The sequence below is a fragment of the Microaerobacter geothermalis genome, assembly GCF_021608135.1.
Taxonomy (GTDB): Bacteria; Bacillota; Bacilli; order DSM-22679; family DSM-22679; genus Microaerobacter; species Microaerobacter geothermalis.
Window position 1 is genome coordinate 1 of the sequence record NZ_JAKIHL010000057.1, and the last position, 14,495, is coordinate 14,495.

The window sequence follows — 14,495 nt, forward strand, 5'->3', positions numbered from 1 at the left end:
AATCAGAAGCATCTTGACACAAACGATAGGAATCATCGCTCTTCAACCCTAACCATATTTTGTAAGGCCTAGGGTTAGTTTTGTATTGTTTTTTTTGGTTCGTGCAACGAGTTAATTTTCAGGATAGAATTTCTAATGAAAAACAAGGATATTGTTTTAACCAGAGAACAAATATTAGAAAAGGTTTGGGGTTATGACTATATCGGTGATACAAATGTTGTAGATGTGTACATTCGATATTTGCGCAGTAAAATAGATGATCCGTTTAAATCTAAACTTATTCATACCATTAGGGGAGTTGGGTATATTCTAAAGGAGAATATAAATGAGTATTAATTTTTTAAGGTTTACCAAGATCTCTTTAAAATTAACGATAATTTATGCCTTTTTATTTTCACTAGTTTTAATTTTATTAAATGCTGCTATTCTTTATGGCGTAAAGTATTTTCTTGATGACCAAGCATTCCAGCAGGTGGAAAATACAAGTAATATTATGATTGATAAATTGAAGGATTCAGACAACGAACAAAAAGAGCCATTGGATAAAGAATTCGTTCAGGAAATTCAATTTAATGAAAATGTAGATATTAATATTGCAGATAAAAATGGGGAGATCATAAACTCTTCAGAAGACTATAACATCGGAATGCCTATAACCACCCCTTTAGATAGAACTCAAAAAATAGAGGCTGGGGAAAACCATTTGGTATTTAGAAATAGCAAAGTTATACTAAATAATGGAGAAACAATCTATCTGCAGGTTGTAAAAGATATGGAAAATGAATATGGATTTATGAAAATTCTTTTTTTATTGATGATTATGGCCGATGCTATCGGCATTATCCTTTCACTTTTCATAGGTTTTATTATAAGTAGAAGAGTATTAAAACCAATCGACAATATCACTAAAACAGCACAAAGTATCAGCATTCATGATTTAAATAGTAGAATAGAGGTTAAGGGGCCTGATGACGAACTCACAAGACTTGCAAGGACATTTAATGAAATGATTGACAGACTGCAATCTTCCTTCGAAAGACAAAGTCAGTTTGTGTCCGATGCTTCCCATGAACTTAGGACGCCAATCTCCATTATCCAAGGATATATTAATCTGATGGACAGATGGGGAAAGAAAGATAGGGAAGTTCTTCAAGAGTCAATAGATGCAATAAAAAATGAAACATCAAATATGACGGAACTCATAGAAAAATTACTCTTCCTGGCAAAAGGTGAAAGCGGAACCCAGAAGCTGATAAAAGAAGAATTTTGGTTAAATGAGTTAATCAATGAGGTCTTAAAGGAGAGTAGAATTTTGGCTCCAGATCGAGATATCTTTTCTAACCAAAATGATTCTCAACGTATTTATGCAGACCGAAGGCTGCTTAAGCAAATGTTGAGAGCTCTTATTGATAATAGTATAAAATTTACTTCAGAAAGTGGAAAGATAGAAATTAATGCCATCCATGATGGAGATCATGCAAAGATTATGATTTCTGATAATGGCATAGGAATTCCACAAGAAGAAATCCCCCTGATATTCAACCGGTTTTATCGTGTGGACAAGTCAAGGGTACGAAGTACAGGAGGAAGCGGATTAGGATTGTCCATTGTTAAATGGATTGTTAATAATCACGGGGGACGTATTTCTGTTAATAGCGCTCCTGAAAAAGGTACAAATATCATGATAATTCTCCCATTAAAATAGAGCATTTCTAGAAAGAGCCTGTAGGAAATTGCAGGCTCTTTCTAATGAAATTCTAATGTTTATCTAATAGTGTTTTAAGAAAGTGTTACTATACTAACTTTATACGAATGAAAGAGGGGGTGAGACTGATAGATTTAAAAGATGAGAACTTAAGTACATCAAAAATGAAAAAGGAGAGGATGTTCATGAAAAAGAGAATACTTACCCTTGCTTTGGGAGGAATCGTTGCTGTGGGAGTTGCAGTTGGTTCGTATGGATTAACTAATGCCAAGGTTTTTGCTGCCGACACCAATTCCGTTGCAAAAAGTGCAGTAGTTGCTGAAAAAGTAGATAAGGAGGATCAGGAAAACATTAACCTTTCAAAGTTAAATGTAAAAATTAGTAAAGAAGAAGCGAAAATAATTGCCTTATCTTCACAAAAGGATGGAAAAGTTCTAAATGTTGAATTGGAAAATGAAGATGGCACCATTGTTTATGGAGTAGAGTTACAAACTCCACAAAAAAATTATGATATTAAAATTGATGCAAATACGGGAAAAATCTTAAAGTCTGAAGTAGATGACGAAAAAGAAGGAAGCAGTACAGATGAGGAAAACCAAAATATAAATGACGATGACAATAACAATATCAATGAAGCGATAGAAGAGTAGTATTAAACCGGGATATCCTTTCCATAGGGGTATCCCGGTTTCAGTATGACGAGAATTCAAACACCTCACAATGGAGTTAGGTACTCATTTTTACGATTCTTTCCATTGAAAAATATCTTAAATATTTATAATATTGTAATAGACAGAAATTTAATATAATAAAATGGTTACAAGAACAAACAGGGAGGTGAGATGAAAAAACTTCATATTGTGGTTTTTAAAAAATGATAACGTTTTCAAAAAGGAGGTCATCCAGTTGAATTCAGTTTTGGTTGCATTGTTTGGAATCTTAGTATTTTTCCTTGGATATCGCTATTATTCCAAGTTCATCGCAGAGCGCATCTATCGCTTAGACCCCAATTACGTGACGCCTGCCCATCAATTCCAGGATGGTGTTGACTTTGTGCCAACCAATAAGCATGTACTGTGGGGACACCATTTTACTTCAGTTGCTGGAGCAGCACCAATTGTCGGGCCGGCTATTGCGGTATATTGGGGATGGTTGCCTGCTCTCTTATGGGTATTATTGGGTACTGTTTTTGCTGCCGGAGTTCATGATTTTGGGACTTTAGTTATATCAAACCGTCATAAGGGTCAATCGATGGGAACCTTAGCCAACCGTATCATTGGTCAGAGGGCAAAGCTCTTATTTTTGTTTATCATTCTGATCCTTGTACTCATGGTGAATGCGGTATTTGCCTGGGTGATTTCAAAGTTGTTTATTTCTTTCCCGGCCAGTGTACTTCCTGTCTTTATTGAAATTCCTTTAGCCATTTGGATTGGCTATATGGTTTACAAAAAGAAAGGAGGATTATTTTGGCCCTCCATCGCTGCCCTCGTCGTGATGTATGGCACAGCGATTATTACCAGTAAAGTGACTGCTTTGCAAATTGATTTGCCCAAGTGGTTTGGAGGAGAACAAGCCACCCTTTTATTTGGGTTAAATGGTGTGGAAATGTCATTCCTGGTATGGATTGTGATCCTAATGGCTTACGGGTATATTGCTTCCGTTTTGCCTGTTTGGAAGCTGCTGCAGCCGAGGGACTACATTAATTCCCACCAGTTGGTAATCGGGTTATTGGTGCTATATGCTGGCTTGTTTATCCTTTCTCCAGAAATGACCGCTCCTGCAGTAAATGGAAATGTAACGGATAAATCCTGGTTCCCCCTTCTGTTTATTACCATTGCTTGCGGAGCCATCTCCGGTTTCCATGGCCTGGTATCCTCTGGGACTACTTCGAAGCAGCTGGATAAGGAAACAGATGCTAGATTTGTCGGCTATTTAGGTTCAGTGGGAGAAGGGGTTCTTGCTTTAATATCAATTATCGCCGTGGCCACCTTCTTTGGTACCCAGGGGGATTTCCTGGCGAAATACACCAACTTTGGAGCGGCTAATGCCAGTGGGTTAGGCAGCTTTGTTGGTGGTGCCGCCCAATTGGCTACAGGGTTACTGATTCCTGTAGATGTGGCTAAAACCATCGTGGCCGTCATTGTGGTGAGTTTCGCAGCAACCACCCTGGATACCTCTATTCGGCTTATGAGATATATCATTGCAGAAATTGGAAAAGAATATAAATTTACTGCTATCACAAGAACTCATGTCGCTACATCCATCGCCGTAGGAGCTAGTACGTTGCTTGTATTAACGCCTGGTGGTGCCAACGGGTTTGGCTCAGGGGGTTACTTACTATGGCCCCTTTTTGGTACATCCAACCAGCTCCTTGCTGGAATTAGTTTGTTAATCGTATCCATTTGGTTAAAGAAGCTTGGACGAAACTATTTACCAACTTTAATTCCGATGGCATTCCTGCTTTTCATGACCATTTGGGCCATGGTTCAGCAGGTATTCTTTGAGTGGATGGGACAAGACGGTAAGATGCTCCTCTTTGTTCTTGGCTCTGTCATTCTTGTTTTTGCCCTTTGGATTCTTCTTGAAGCATGGTCTGCCTTTACCAATCGAAAAGATTACAGTCAGATCGATAAGGATTTAACTGCGTGAGCGGAGGTGATCCAATTTGGATCCATTACATGTGTTATTGGTACGTGAAAGCGATCAGCAGATGTCAAACAGCGGCTGATGCGGACGTATTTCGGGTGAGGTCCTCACCTATGCTGATGATCAACCTTTCCGCGAACGCAGAGTAATTATGGAGAAAATGGGAGTACTGTATAGAGGGATAAAAAATCACTTCGGCGGCAAAGTTGTCGTCGAAGTGATTGATCCCCGCAATTTTATTCTACTTTTTGTATTAATTGTTCGTCAGGGAATAAAAAATCAGCTGAGTTGTCGTGAAATATTTCATTCGCTGACAAAGGGGTTTCATACCATCGCGGTTTTTATCAATGGGAAACTGGTCAGCATCGGAAAGGTTCCGGAACTTCACGAGATCCTGTTATTTATTGAAAAAGAAACTGAATTGACAAAAAGATAGAAAGAAAAGAGGGGTAGCGATGGGTTGGAAGGAGAAAATGCTGCTGTTAAAACAATTTTATGAAGATATGTTTATGGTTCCCTATCGGTCGGCCCTCAAGAGGGAGCATCGCGAGGAAGAAGACATGTTTATGCTGCTGTGTTTTTCAGAGATACTAGGCATCCCTAATCCCGTCTCTTTTTATACATTGGAATTGTATCCGGTGATCTATGAAAAATTTCATGAATGGCATATTAGAATGGGGATGGAAAAATCCCCGATTGATGGTATTCACTGCTGCTAGAAGGTGATGATATGATTCAACATTTGAAGAAGCGAATTCTCTTTTTTGGCGGCAAAGGGGGGGTAGGAAAAACAACATCAGCCTCTGCGTTTGCGCTGCTTGCCTCAAAAAAAGGGAAAAAGACCCTCCTTGTTTCTACCGACCCTGCCCATAATACAGGGGATATTTTCGGCAAAAAAATAGGTCATGAAGTGACTGAGGCAGCACCTCTTCTTTATGCATTGGAGATCGATCCCCACCGTGAAACCCATCGGTATATCCAACAAGTAAAGGAAAATTTGCGTGAAATCGTCCACCCCAAAATGATGGATGAAATTCATCGGCAAATCGATATCACCAGCGTTTCTCCCGGTGCCGATGAGGCGGCACTCTTTGACCGAATGGTAGATATCATCCGGGAAGGAATCCATGAATACGATTTAATTGTTTTTGACACGGCCCCTACGGGTCATACCATCCGTCTTCTATCCCTACCCGAGCTGATGGGAGTTTGGATAGACAGTATGATCTCAAGGCGTGAAAAAGTAAATGAACTTCATCGCATGTGGCTGATGGATGATCAGGAGCCCGTTGACGATCCCATTTACCGGATCTTGACTCAGAGAAAAATGAGGTTTAAGGAAGCAAGGGAAATTTTGCTGGATCAAAATAACACGTCTTTTGTGTTTGTGTTGATCCCTGAAAGATTGCCGATTGTGGAGACGGAGAAGGCGATTTCGTTGTTGCAGAAATATAAAATTTCCATCGATTCATTGATTGTAAACCGGATTCTTCCGGAGGATGTCCAGGATCTCTTTTTTCAAAAAAGAAAAAAACAGGAACGGATCTATCTTCAGCAAATCAAAGAGAGTTTTCTTGAGCAAAAGATTCACTATGTCCCCATGCTGGATCATGATGTCTATGGATTGTCCTCTTTGAATGAAATTGCCAATTGTTTTGAAAGCCAACTTTAATACCTATCAATCGTACAACCTTTGTCATCGGGCATAGGTTGTATTTTTTTGACAGACTATTCACCCCTCCTGGGCTTTTGAATAATAGTACATAGAGGCAAAAAGGAGGGATATGATGATGAAACAATATCAAGAACAGTTGGGAAAACTTCACACGGGTTTTGCAGAAAAAAAGCCTGAAGAAATCTTGGAATGGGCATTGGGAACGTATATGCCTGATTTGGCGCTAGCATGCAGCTTTGGAGCTGAAGATATGGTTTTGTTAGAAATGATGATGAAGCTGAATAAGGAAGTTCCGGTATTTTTCCTCGATACTTCTTTCCATTTTTCTGAGACGTATGAAATAAAAAGAATGGCAGAAAAGAGATATGGAATCACCATTGAGGCCGTTGCTGCCTCTTTCACCCTTGAAGAACAGGAAAAGCACTATGGGAAGGATCTGTGGAATACCAATCCTGAACTTTGCTGCCAGTTAAGAAAGGTTGACCCCCTTACCCATAGATTATCGGGATTAAGAGCATGGATTACCGGAATCCGACGGGAGCAATCCATCACTCGTCAGAACGCAAGGATTGTAGAATGGGATTATAAATTTAGGCTGACCAAAATTAATCCCCTTGTTATGTGGTCAGAGAAGGAAGTATGGTATTATATCAATCAACATCGGATTCCATATCATTCTTTACATGATCATAACTACCCAAGCATTGGTTGTGCTCCTTGTACCAGTCCGATAGAAGAAGGAGAAGACAGAAGGTCCGGCAGATGGAGAGGATTGATGAAAACGGAATGCGGATTACATGGATGGGGTGACAAAAATGGACCAACTTCTTAATCCCCACGGGGGAATTCTGATGAATAGAGAGTGTGAAAAGGTGGAAACAGAGATCCTCCTGGAGGAAGGGATAGAGAGCGTGAAAGTCCCATTGGATCATTGGGCTCTTTCGGATTTGGAGTGTATCGCCATGGGTGCCTTCTCACCATTAAAGGGATTTATGACTAAAGAAGAATATGCTCAGGTTATAGATCAGATGCGGCTGCCAAATGGATTGATTTGGCCCTTGCCGATTACTCTGCCAGTTGATGAACAGCTGGCCTCCAAGATTCAAGAAGGGGATAGAGTGGCTCTGGTAAATAGTGCCAAAGAAATTTGCGGATTGATGGATGTAGAAAGCAAATATGAAATAAATCAAGTGGAAGAAGCGAAGTTCATTTATGGAACCTATGAGATTGGTCATCCGGGAGTCCGGAAATTGTTTAAAAGGAGTTCCATATATATTGGCGGTCCCATTATTCTACTTAAGCAGCGAACAAAGGAGTTTCCAAGCTTTTCTCTTACCCCTCAAGAAACGAGACACCTGTTTACAGCAAGAGGATGGAAAACCATTGTCGGATTTCAAACGAGAAACCCCATTCACCGAGCCCATGAATATATTCAAAAATCTGCTCTGGAAATTGTGGATGGACTTTTTGTTCATCCATTGGTAGGAGAAACGAAGGCTGATGATATTCCTGCAAAAGTAAGAATGGAGAGTTACCAGGTCCTCTTAACCAACTATTTTCCTCAGGATCGCTTTGTATTGGGTGTATTCCCGGCAGCCATGAGATATGCGGGACCCAGAGAAGCCGTTTTTCATGCCATTGTAAGGAAAAATTACGGATGCACCCATTTTATCGTAGGCAGAGATCATGCTGGAGTAGGGAACTATTATGGAATCTACGATGCACAACACATCTTTTCCCAGTTTAAACCAGAAGAATTGGAAATTACCCCATTGTTTTTTGAACATAGCTTTTATTGTTACCGTTGTGAAGGGATGGCCACTTACAAAACCTGTCCCCATTCGGATGAAGACCGCTTGAACCTTTCTGGAACAAGGGTAAGATCCATGCTTAAAAAAGGAGTAAAACCACCGAAAGAGTTTACACGCGAAGAGGTGGCGACGATCTTAATGTACGGACTTAAATAGAATATTTCCAATTTGGTGTTCGCCTTGTCTTTCTTTTTCAGACAGTGGTTATTTTTTTGGGTGTCGTCCCATATAATGACCTAGAAAAGAAGGGTGTACAAAGGTGGGTGAACGTATGAGATGGGATATGAATAAAAAAGGGATTACTTATCTGTTGTTATCCCTTTTTTCTTTAGCTGTCTTAGCCGTAGTTTTCTTATACAAAATACCCGACATTGGCAGGTCTGCATTCACACTTCCTCTCTCTGGAGTTGTTATTGCTATTGATCCGGGACATGGGGGACCTGATGGTGGTGCAGTCAGCAAAAACGGTTTGGTAGAAAAGGATGTAACCTTACCTATTTCTTTTTATCTTAGGGATTTTTTGCAGGAGGCCGGAGCATTGGTCATTATGACCAGGGAAGCAGATACGGACTTGGCTTCTGAGAATACGAAAGGATTATCTCGAAGAAAAACAGAAGATTTACATAATAGGGCAAGAATAATAAAAGATAAAGCAGCAGATTTGTTAATCAGCATTCATTTAAACAGTTTTCCTTCGCAAAGGTGGTACGGGGCTCAAACCTTTTATCATCCAGGGAGGAAAGAAAATGGCATCCTCGCATATTTGATTCAAGATGAAATCAGAAGAACATTACAAAATACGACCCGGAAGGCAAAACGAAAAAGCGATGTATTTTTGTTAAAATCTTCAGAGATACCGGCGGTTCTAGTGGAAGTCGGATTTTTATCCAACCCAAGGGAAGCCAATTTATTAAGCAAGGAACAGTATCAAAAGAAAGTAGCCCTCTCTATTTATCAAGGTATACTTCGTTATTATTCAGGAGAAACTCCTCCAGAAGGTCAAAACTTGGACTAGACGGATTATATGATATAATTTATATAAGGGATTGTATTTGATGCAAAGTAGAGGTGTTGAAGGTGCTAACAAAAGAAAAAGTGCTGGAAGCTTTAAGGGGAGTTGAAGACCCTGAATTAAGGCGAAGCGTGGTAGAGTTGAATATGGTCCGCAACATTAAGATTGATGGGGACCGCGTCAGTTTGGACATTATTTTAACTATCCAGGGGTGTCCCCTTAAGGCAAAAATTGAGGATGATATCATGAAAGCCCTTAAGGAAATCGGGGCTTCCCATGTGGATTTAAGATTTGGCTCCATGACCGATAAGGAACGGGCTGAGTTGGCTGCTCAGCTAAGAGGAGGGCAATCTCAGCAACCCCATCAGGCAATTTCCCCCTTGTTGGCAGAAGGTTCCAAGACAACCTTTATTGCTGTAACCAGCGGAAAGGGTGGTGTAGGGAAATCCACCGTTTCAGCTAACTTGGCTGTATCACTTGCCCGTTTGGGGAAAAAGGTAGGTATCATTGACGCTGATATTTATGGTTTCAGCATTCCGGATATGATGGGCATTGAACAACGCCCGACGGTTTTGGATCAAGTGATCCTTCCTGTTGAAAGACATGGGGTAAAGGTCATCTCCATGGGATTTTTTGTGGAGGATAACTCACCGATTATCTGGAGAGGTCCATTGTTAGGAAAAATGCTCCGTAATTTCTTTACTGAAGTTCATTGGGGTGAATTGGATTATATGATTCTTGACCTGCCTCCGGGAACGGGTGATGTGGCATTGGATGTACACACCCTGATTCCGCAAAGCAAAGAGATTATTGTTACCACTCCCCATGCAACGGCAGCTTTTGTAGCGGCAAGGGCGGGAGCCATGGCTATGAAAACCAATCACGAAATTATCGGTGTCGTGGAAAATATGGCCTACTTCCAATGTGAGGGCTGTGAGAGAAAAGAATATATCTTTGGACGGGGCGGTGGAGCGAAATTGGCAGAACAGCTTCGTACAGAGCTTCTGGCCCAGATTCCTATCGGACAACCGGAAACCCACCCCCAAGAAAAGGATTTCTCTCCTTCCATTTATAAACCGGAAACAACCATCGGCGGCATTTACATGGAACTGGCGAAAAAAGTGGCAGAAAGATAAAGAAAACTTATTTCCGCATCTATTGATCAACATAAGGTGAGAGCCTAACGGGAGAACATATAAATTCTCTTGATTAGGCTCTTATTTTGCTAAGGTTTTTATAGTTTTCCCTTCTTATTAACCTCCGCCGCCACCTCCGCCACCTCCGCTTCCGCTAGAAGCGCTGCCACCCCCTTTTTTCTGTTGCTTTTCGGGTTTCATCATCTCTTCGTTTACTTTTTTCAATAGATCCATTAATTCCAGCCTAAAGAAGGGGCTTTCCAAAGCATCTTTCATCACGCTCATGGTTTGTTGGCGATAGGCGTTGCTTTTCATTAAATCAAGGAGGTTTTTTTCAAATTCCGGATCCTTTAGTACTTCCATCATCATTTTTTGATAATCCGGATCTTTCATTAGATCTTTCAACAGTTTTTTATTCTCTTCCTTCAAAGTCTTTGCCAGAGCAGCAGCAAATTTTGGGTCTTTCATGGTTTCCTGTAGTTTTTTTTGGTTTTCTGGACTAAGGATAGTTTCCTGAACGGTTTTTTTAATGGTCATCTCATCCATCGACGCCTCTGTTTTTAATTTCGGGTCTTTCATAATCTCTTTTATTGTCTTTTTCCCGTCCTCTGTTTGCAAAATATCCAATACCATTTGCTTAGTTTCATTATAATCAGGAGAAGATTGCTGTTGCTTTTGAGTACAGCCCGCTGCGAGCAGGGCAACAATCAGGAATGATAGGATGACCTTCCATGATAATGACATTGATATTCTCCTTTCACATCCATTGTTCTTCTTAATATGCATCAATTTTCCCCTCTTTAACCAAAACCCTTTAGATGCCTGTTGCTTCCATACAGGAAGGCGAATTTGCGTAGTTTTTTGTGGTCATTTGTTGATGAAGTTGGTACAATCGAATCGAATGTTTCTTTCGTGGAGGGACCGATATGACATTGAAGAAATGGCTTTACCTCTTTGGGACAACTCTTTTGATCGGCGGTTTAACGGCGTTGATTACAGGGACAGTGATGGAAGCAACTGAACAATCCTTATTTACCTCTGGGATAATAAATCTTCTTTTGGGTATTTTGGGATTTTTTGGTGCAGGGATGATGTTTAGTGTCATTAGTCAGATGGGCTTTTTTGCTTACTTATGGGTACATCGATTTGGCCTGGCCGTTTTTCGAAGGCCTTATTTATGGCTGGGGATACAGATCATCGTGACGGTGGTCGTTTTTATTGATTTTGCTTTGGTAAGGCAAATTTATTTTGGAAATAACCAATCCATTTGGGAATATTTTCTGATTCCTAGCCTGTTATTTGCTTGGGCTGTTCTGGTTTCCCTTTGGAAGGTGAAGGAGACCAATCAGAAAGCATTTATTCCTACTTTGTTTTTTCTATTTGTGGTCACGATCGTTGAATGGGTTCCTGCCCTTCGGGAAAACAACATAAGGTCTATGATTTTTATGCTGATTCCACTGATGGCCTGTAATACATGGCAAGTGATGAAGCTTCATCATTTGGTTGAAACGGAAACATCAGAAGAGATGAAGGAGTCAACGGGGTCAAAAGGAAGAAGGAAATCGAGGGAATCAGCTGGGGTAAAGACAACGATTAAAAAATCAGATATAAATAGCAAAAGAAACTAGATAGACGGAACTAAACTTACATGACCCGAAGGGTCACAAATTGATATGAAAAGGTATTTTCATATCAAAGAATTCACTAAGGACAGACTTCGAGTTCGTGCTTAAGCTGTTAGGCTAAAGAACGGGAATTTGCCCTCAAACTGACTCCATCTTTCAAATATACAGATGTTTTGAGGGCCCCGTACTCTAAGCTAATCCAATTCTTTTACATTTACATTAGCTCCTGCAATCAGTTCAGAGACGGTTACAAAGGTGTATCCTTGCTGGCGCAATTTATCAATAATAATGGGAAGGGCTTGCTCCGTCTGTTTTGCAGAATCACTGGCATGAAGCAATACGATATCCCCAGGATGGGCGGAGCGGATTACATTATTTACGATCTGTTCCACTCCGGGACTTAGCCAGTCCTTTGAATCGGTGTCCCATTGGATAACGGTGTATCCGAGGCTTTCGGCAATGGTTAGTACTCTTTTATCAAAGTTGCCGTTAGGTGTTCTAAGGAGGGTCGGTTTTTTTCCAGTTGCTTCTTTCAGGATGACTTCCGCCTTTTTTATTTGCAGCTTGATTTCTTCATCACTTAGACGGCTGTAATCTACATGTTTATAGCCATGGGATCCGATTTCGGCACCCATATCCACTAATTTTTTCACCACTTGTGGATGATTTTTGCTCCAAGGAGCAGATAAGAAGAAGGTCACTTTGTCTCCTATTCCTTTTTGTTGTAATATGTCTATGATAGGTGCAGCTTTTTCCTCTCCCCAGCTAATGTCAAAAGTAAGGGCAATTTTCTTTTCTTTAGTATCTACCTTATAAATGGCAGTAGGGGAATTTTGGCTGGAGAAGACGGAAATATTTTCATTATCTGCAAATACGATTCCGATCGTGAATAGAAAAGCTGTTGCCAAGATCAGCACTTGTTTTAATTTTTTTCCATTGAGCACCAAGAAGAAGTTCAATTGGATTCACCTCCATGAGAAATGTATTTGTCCATTACATTAATATGATGGAAAGACAAGGTTATGCTTGTGCTTTATCTTTTTCAGCAAAAAATAGGGAGGCAGTTATGCGTAAGTTTTTTACCTCGATAAAAACGAAGAAAAAGTACATTGCCATCAGTTTAGTTTTTCTTTTGGTGGGTATATTTGCAGGCTATACAACTCTGGATTTTATTCAGCAAAATTTTAAGGACCAATTGGAACAGATTTTTAGTAAAATGAAGAGGCTAGCTGAGGAAATACAGGAGCGTCACAGCATCTGGTTTATGTTTCAAAGTATATTTATCAATAACGTTTTAGCTGCCTTTACCATGATTGGATTGGGATTATTTTTCGGCTTCATCCCGGCATATTTAGTATTTATAAACGGAGTCGTGTTGGGTTTTGTACTGAAGATGTATGCCAACAGTGGAGGGGATCCAGTTTCTATGCTGTTTTCCGGCATACTTCCCCATGGGGTAGTTGAATTGTTTGCGATACTTCTGGCAGCAGCCATTGGAATGAAACTGGGTGTTCATATGTTTCATTTGATGAGGAGCCTATGGAATAAAGATATTCGAGCAGAAACCAAGGAAAAGTTTTTAGTTACTTTAAAGGAATTGCCGAGATTAGTAGTTGGTATTGTGGTTCTACTGTTTATTGCAGCGTGGATTGAAACGGTAATAACCCCGCTGATTATCACGATATTTTTACCCCAAAGCAATTATATTTTTTAAAGAGGAGTGACTGCTATGAGAGTAGAGGTAAATTGGAACGGGAATATTCAATTTGAGGCGAAAGGCGGTTCCGGACATTCCATAATTATGGATGCAGCACCGGAAGTGGGAGGTCAAGATACTGGGCCAAGACCGATGGAATTGGTATTAAGTGCAGTGGGTGGTTGCACCGGAATAGACATCGTTCTAACGTTGAAAAAAATGAGAGTTGATTTTGAAACCTTTTCCATGGAGATTAACGGGGAGAGGGCCAACGATTACCCCAAAAGATTTACTAAAGTTCATATTCATTATAAATTGACGGGGGAAAATATTCCGGAAGATAAAGTAAGAAGAGCTGTTGATTTGACCAGAGACAAATATTGCTCAGCATCCAATTCTCTAAATGCTGACATAACCACCTCGTTTGAAATAAATGGAATTCAGTATGAATAAAGTATGAAATAAAATTGCCATAATATGAATGCAGTTAAAAATCGAAACAGGTGAAATGTCCCTGTTAGGAAAGAAAAAAATTCCCCTAATGAGTTTTGACTTATAGGGGTTTTTTAAACGATGAGGACTACCTGTCATTAGGACTGGGGTGGATGTGATGTTAGGATTTCTTTTTAATGAAAAGGAATGCTATGAATTAGAGTATTTGCTCAGAAAAGAATTGGAAGAGATGATGCTTGACCTAACGGACAAAAGAATTGACGGAGTCGTTCGTAGAGCCATTGAAGAAAGATATCACATCGTATTTCGCATGTATGCAAGAATGGCAAAACCAAAGGAATTAGTGAAATATGTAAGAAGCAAAAAATATCATTAGTTCTTGAACATACGTGAATTTACAGTGCGGAAAATATATTTAATGTATTTATAAATAAAATGGGATTTTGAGGAGCTTGACAGATTTGTGCAGGATATGTTAATTTATCAAAGGCTACAGAATGACCTGTAGAAATGGATACTTATCATCCTGTATCGATGTTCCATAAAAATTCCAGTTGATTTATTGATACGGATATGATAAGATACTTCTTGTCGCCGCGATGGGGCGGTGAAGAGGGAAGGAAGAAAGATGTACCTTGAAAACTGAACAGTGCAGAAGCCAAGCGAACCCTGAAGATTCAAATGGAGTAAGGAAGAGTCTAAGGGACTCATAAGGATAGAAGAGCAGATTAAACTT

The 14,495-nt window shown here is 40.0% G+C and carries 16 protein-coding genes and 1 pseudogene; 15 read left to right on the plus strand and 2 right to left on the minus strand.

Annotation, left to right across the window (positions count from 1 at the left end; genetic code table 11):
• Positions 1–129: 129 nt before the first annotated feature.
• The 11 genes and pseudogenes from L1765_RS15095 to L1765_RS15145 form a co-directional block, all read left to right on the plus strand.
• A pseudogene (locus tag L1765_RS15095) lies at positions 130–336 on the plus strand (winged helix-turn-helix domain-containing protein); the annotation flags it as partial.
• Entirely contained in the window at positions 326–1,705 is a 1,380-nt protein-coding gene (locus L1765_RS15100; RefSeq protein ID WP_236408318.1) for a sensor histidine kinase, read from the plus strand. The pseudogene L1765_RS15095 and the gene L1765_RS15100, both read left to right, overlap by 11 nt.
• A gap of 107 nt (positions 1,706–1,812) precedes the next feature.
• On the plus strand, positions 1,813–2,355 hold the full coding sequence (locus L1765_RS15105; protein ID WP_236408319.1) for a PepSY domain-containing protein: 543 nt from the start codon (positions 1,813–1,815) through the stop codon (positions 2,353–2,355).
• Between the two features lie 256 nt (positions 2,356–2,611).
• Positions 2,612–4,354, plus strand: coding sequence for a carbon starvation CstA family protein (locus L1765_RS15110; protein WP_236408320.1), 1,743 nt, complete (start codon positions 2,612–2,614; stop codon positions 4,352–4,354).
• Positions 4,355–4,511: 157 nt separating this feature from the next.
• Positions 4,512–4,787, plus strand: a complete 276-nt coding sequence (locus L1765_RS15115; protein WP_236408321.1) for a hypothetical protein — start codon at positions 4,512–4,514, stop codon at positions 4,785–4,787.
• Between the two features lie 19 nt (positions 4,788–4,806).
• Positions 4,807–5,070 (plus strand): cory-CC-star protein, encoded by a 264-nt coding sequence (locus tag L1765_RS15120; RefSeq protein ID WP_236408322.1) that lies wholly within the window; start codon positions 4,807–4,809, stop codon positions 5,068–5,070.
• A gap of 11 nt (positions 5,071–5,081) precedes the next feature.
• Positions 5,082–6,023: an ArsA family ATPase gene (locus tag L1765_RS15125; protein ID WP_236408323.1), complete on the plus strand. Its 942-nt coding sequence runs from the start codon at positions 5,082–5,084 to the stop codon at positions 6,021–6,023.
• A 118-nt stretch (positions 6,024–6,141) separates the two neighbouring features.
• Complete coding sequence (locus tag L1765_RS15130) at positions 6,142–6,858, plus strand: phosphoadenylyl-sulfate reductase (RefSeq protein ID WP_236408324.1); 717 nt, start codon at positions 6,142–6,144, stop codon at positions 6,856–6,858.
• Positions 6,842–7,993, plus strand: a complete 1,152-nt coding sequence (sat, locus tag L1765_RS15135; protein WP_236408325.1) for a sulfate adenylyltransferase — start codon at positions 6,842–6,844, stop codon at positions 7,991–7,993. The genes L1765_RS15130 and sat overlap by 17 nt, the downstream gene beginning before the upstream one ends.
• Positions 7,994–8,108: 115 nt before the next feature.
• Complete coding sequence (gene cwlD / locus L1765_RS15140) at positions 8,109–8,852, plus strand: N-acetylmuramoyl-L-alanine amidase CwlD (protein WP_236408326.1); 744 nt, start codon at positions 8,109–8,111, stop codon at positions 8,850–8,852.
• A gap of 62 nt (positions 8,853–8,914) precedes the next feature.
• Positions 8,915–9,985, plus strand: coding sequence for an Mrp/NBP35 family ATP-binding protein (locus L1765_RS15145; RefSeq protein ID WP_236408327.1), 1,071 nt, complete (start codon positions 8,915–8,917; stop codon positions 9,983–9,985).
• Between the two features lie 117 nt (positions 9,986–10,102).
• Here L1765_RS15145 and gerD read toward each other — a convergent pair whose 3' ends face one another.
• Positions 10,103–10,729: a spore germination lipoprotein GerD gene (gerD, locus tag L1765_RS15150; protein WP_236408328.1), complete on the minus strand. Its 627-nt coding sequence runs from the start codon at positions 10,727–10,729 to the stop codon at positions 10,103–10,105.
• Between the two features lie 182 nt (positions 10,730–10,911).
• Between gerD and L1765_RS15155 the strand changes: the two genes are divergently transcribed.
• Positions 10,912–11,613, plus strand: a complete 702-nt coding sequence (locus L1765_RS15155; protein WP_236408329.1) for a KinB-signaling pathway activation protein — start codon at positions 10,912–10,914, stop codon at positions 11,611–11,613.
• 191 nt (positions 11,614–11,804) lie between these two features.
• On the opposite strand, the gene pdaB is transcribed toward L1765_RS15155, so the two are convergent.
• Positions 11,805–12,569: a polysaccharide deacetylase family sporulation protein PdaB gene (pdaB, locus tag L1765_RS15160; protein ID WP_236408330.1), complete on the minus strand. Its 765-nt coding sequence runs from the start codon at positions 12,567–12,569 to the stop codon at positions 11,805–11,807.
• A gap of 107 nt (positions 12,570–12,676) precedes the next feature.
• On the opposite strand from pdaB, the gene L1765_RS15165 reads away from it, so the two are divergent.
• From L1765_RS15165 to L1765_RS15175, 3 genes are all read left to right on the plus strand, one after another.
• Positions 12,677–13,324, plus strand: a complete 648-nt coding sequence (locus tag L1765_RS15165; RefSeq protein WP_236408331.1) for a stage II sporulation protein M — start codon at positions 12,677–12,679, stop codon at positions 13,322–13,324.
• Positions 13,325–13,339: 15 nt separating this feature from the next.
• Complete coding sequence (locus tag L1765_RS15170; RefSeq protein ID WP_236408332.1) at positions 13,340–13,759, plus strand: OsmC family protein; 420 nt, start codon at positions 13,340–13,342, stop codon at positions 13,757–13,759.
• A 157-nt stretch (positions 13,760–13,916) separates the two neighbouring features.
• Entirely contained in the window at positions 13,917–14,135 is a 219-nt protein-coding gene (locus tag L1765_RS15175; RefSeq protein WP_236408333.1) for a hypothetical protein, read from the plus strand.
• The last annotated feature ends 360 nt before the right edge of the window (positions 14,136–14,495 follow it).

Excerpts from the sequence above, each read along its gene's own strand:
- L1765_RS15120 (WP_236408322.1), top strand. The coding sequence starts at position 4,807 with ATGGGTTGGAAGGAGAAAATGCTGCTGTTAAAACAATTTTATGAAGAT.
- L1765_RS15175 (WP_236408333.1), top strand. The coding sequence starts at position 13,917 with ATGTTAGGATTTCTTTTTAATGAAAAGGAATGCTATGAATTAGAGTAT.
- sat (WP_236408325.1), top strand. The coding sequence starts at position 6,842 with ATGGACCAACTTCTTAATCCCCACGGGGGAATTCTGATGAATAGAGAG.
- L1765_RS15115 (WP_236408321.1), top strand. The coding sequence starts at position 4,512 with ATGGGAGTACTGTATAGAGGGATAAAAAATCACTTCGGCGGCAAAGTT.
- L1765_RS15125 (WP_236408323.1), top strand. The coding sequence starts at position 5,082 with ATGATTCAACATTTGAAGAAGCGAATTCTCTTTTTTGGCGGCAAAGGG.
- cwlD (WP_236408326.1), top strand. The coding sequence starts at position 8,109 with ATGAGATGGGATATGAATAAAAAAGGGATTACTTATCTGTTGTTATCC.
- L1765_RS15100 (WP_236408318.1), top strand. The coding sequence starts at position 326 with ATGAGTATTAATTTTTTAAGGTTTACCAAGATCTCTTTAAAATTAACG.
- L1765_RS15165 (WP_236408331.1), top strand. The coding sequence starts at position 12,677 with ATGCGTAAGTTTTTTACCTCGATAAAAACGAAGAAAAAGTACATTGCC.
- L1765_RS15155 (WP_236408329.1), top strand. The coding sequence starts at position 10,912 with ATGACATTGAAGAAATGGCTTTACCTCTTTGGGACAACTCTTTTGATC.
- gerD (WP_236408328.1), bottom strand. The coding sequence starts at position 10,729 with ATGTCATTATCATGGAAGGTCATCCTATCATTCCTGATTGTTGCCCTG.
- L1765_RS15130 (WP_236408324.1), top strand. The coding sequence starts at position 6,142 with ATGAAACAATATCAAGAACAGTTGGGAAAACTTCACACGGGTTTTGCA.
- L1765_RS15170 (WP_236408332.1), top strand. The coding sequence starts at position 13,340 with ATGAGAGTAGAGGTAAATTGGAACGGGAATATTCAATTTGAGGCGAAA.
- L1765_RS15105 (WP_236408319.1), top strand. The coding sequence starts at position 1,813 with ATGAAAGAGGGGGTGAGACTGATAGATTTAAAAGATGAGAACTTAAGT.